3 protein-coding genes and 1 pseudogene are annotated in these 2,273 nt (G+C 65.1%); 3 read left to right on the forward strand and 1 reads right to left on the reverse strand.

What is annotated here, in order from left to right; all coding sequences use genetic code 11:
• Positions 1 to 205: 205 nt before the first annotated feature.
• Positions 206 to 799, forward strand: a pseudogene (locus ON45_RS19665) (mycothiol-dependent nitroreductase Rv2466c family protein); the annotation flags it as partial.
• Between the two features lie 85 nt (positions 800 to 884).
• Positions 885 to 1,376 (forward strand): hypothetical protein, encoded by a 492-nt coding sequence (locus tag ON45_RS19670; RefSeq protein ID WP_040496328.1) that lies wholly within the window; start codon positions 885 to 887, stop codon positions 1,374 to 1,376.
• Positions 1,377 to 1,417: 41 nt separating this feature from the next.
• Here the strand turns inward: ON45_RS19670 and ON45_RS19675 are convergent, their stop codons facing one another.
• Positions 1,418 to 1,807, reverse strand: coding sequence for a PPOX class F420-dependent oxidoreductase (locus ON45_RS19675; protein WP_040496330.1), 390 nt, complete (start codon positions 1,805 to 1,807; stop codon positions 1,418 to 1,420).
• Positions 1,808 to 1,871: 64 nt separating this feature from the next.
• Here ON45_RS19675 and ON45_RS19680 point away from each other — a divergent pair, with 64 nt between their 5' ends.
• A complete protein-coding gene (locus ON45_RS19680; protein ID WP_040496331.1) occupies positions 1,872 to 2,228 on the forward strand; it encodes a VOC family protein in 357 nt (118 codons plus the stop codon).
• Positions 2,229 to 2,273 lie beyond the last annotated feature (45 nt).

Raw genomic sequence — 2,273 nt, forward strand, 5'->3', positions numbered from 1 at the left:
GCGCTCCGTGCGCGAACTGTTCACGAGAACACGGGAGTGGCGTGGGCGAGTCACGGCCCGCCGGCGTGTAGACCGCACCGATCACGGGTAACCCCGACCAGTCCCCCACACCGCAATCGCCCGACGAAAGGCTCCCATGAACACGACCTCGGACCAGCGCAAGAACATCGAGTTCTGGATCGACCCGATTTGACCGTTCTGCTGGGCAACGGCCCGTTGGGTCGTCGACGAAGTCGCACCGCACCGTGATCTCGACATCACGTGGCAGCCGATCAGCTTGCTGTTCAAGAACGAGCCACCGGAGGACTCCGACTACTTCGGACCGGTGAACACGACCCACCGGATGCTGCGGGTGCTCGAGGCGGCTCGCGCCGCTGCGGATACGTCCGAAGCCGGAAACCACGACGTGTTCAAGCTGTACTGGGAGATGGGTTCACGCATCCATCACGACTCGGACCTCGACTTCGAGATCGCGGACGCACTGACGACCGTCGGCCTCGACCCGTCACTCGCCGACGCTGCCGACGACGAGTCGTGGGACAAGGAGATCCGCACCCGGATGGACGACGGCCTCTCGCTCGTCGGCGACGACGTGGGTACGCCGATCATCGCCACCGAGAACTCACGAGGTGAGCGTGTCGGCTACTTCGGACCGGTGATCACGAAGATCCCGTCGACCGAGGACAGCCTCGTCATGTGGGACGCGTTGATCGCGATGATGGAGATCGACGGCTTCTTCGAGTTGAAGAAGACGCGCACGCACTCGCCCGATCCCGGCGCGCGCCCCGAACCCGTCTGACGGTGCGACCATCCGGTGTCTGACACCGGATGGTTCTTCCGTCTCGACAACGAGTTCGCTCACGACGGCACGCGAGACTCGCTCGATGGCGACAGATCCAGACGTCCCCCAGTTCGGTGCGCTGCTGCGCGATCACATCCAGTCGGTTCCGGCCGAATCGCAGCCCGCCTTCCTCGCAGGTCTGGAGCGCTCGGCTGCCGATCGCTACCGCGAGTGGGCCGAGCGGTTGCCGGACCACTCCGAGGCGCTGTTGGGGTGCGCAGCGAGCGAAGACCGCATCGCCGACATCGTGACCGGTCTGTTCCCGATCGGTGACGAAGCTCGAGCCGAGATCGACGCAGCGCTTCCCGCGGCGGTGGCGCTGTACTACGACGTGTTCGCGCCGTACTCGGTGCGCGACCAGCTCTACCTGCAGTCCGAAGCAGAGATCCAGGGTTCCCAGGCGTGGGTTCGCATCTCGGGATCGATCACTGATGCTGGGGCCCTGGCCGCCCTGCGCGAATGCACCGACCTGGAGCTGCAGAGCTCGGCCGTGGCAAAGAAGGTTCTCGAGGATCTCGACGCAGCATCGAGCTGAGCAGTTCCGACGCCGGCTGATCGATCCGATCGGAGGACCCGTCAGTCGAGGGTGATCACGACCGCGGAGTCGGTGCCCGACCCTTTGCCGATCAGGCTCATGAACTTCCCGACGAGGCCCATCGCCGTGTACTGGAAGCCGTACTTCTTCTTGACCACTGCCTTGTAGGGCTCGAACTCCGGGCCGGTCCTCACCTCGGCCGTGCCGGTCACCGCCTCGGAGCCGTCCTTCACGTTGCCCTTGTGATCGGAGGGCTGCAAGGTCACGCGCGGATCGTTGGCGATCCGCTTCACCTTGTAGCTGCTCGACGACGTGGTGAAGCCGACCTGACCGCCGCCGAAGTCGGCGATCCACACCGGCAACGTCTTGGCGGTGCCGTCCTTCTTGAACGTGGTCAGTGCCACGTACTTCTCGTCGGTGATCGCTGCCATGACCTCAACGGTAGACGACCAACCGGCGGTCGCGGATCCGATTGGCGACGCGTACCGTGGACCCATGTTCAATCGCGGTGTCCACCACGTGTCGCTCAACGTCACTGACGCGACGGAATCGATCCGGTTCTACGTCGACGTGCTCGGGCTCAGCGTGCGCGACGATCGACCGGACTTCCCGTTCGATGGCGCCTGGCTCCAGGCCGGTGACCAGCAGATCCACCTCCTCGAAGTGGACGAGTTCGTCCCGCCGGACGGGCAGCACTTCGCGCTCGGAGTCGACGACATCGATGCGGCGGTGGCTCACCTCGCCGCGCACGGTGTGGAGGTCAGCGACCCCAAGCGGGTCGACGACGTCTGCCGCCAAGCGTTCTTCCACGACCCGACCGGCAACCTGATCGAGCTGAATCAACCGCTCTGACTCCGCGCACCACCCGCCGTTCTCGTGAACAGTTCGCGCACGGAG

This window comes from Ilumatobacter nonamiensis YM16-303, from assembly GCF_000350145.1.
Lineage (GTDB): Bacteria > Actinomycetota > Acidimicrobiia > Acidimicrobiales > Ilumatobacteraceae > Ilumatobacter_A > Ilumatobacter_A nonamiensis.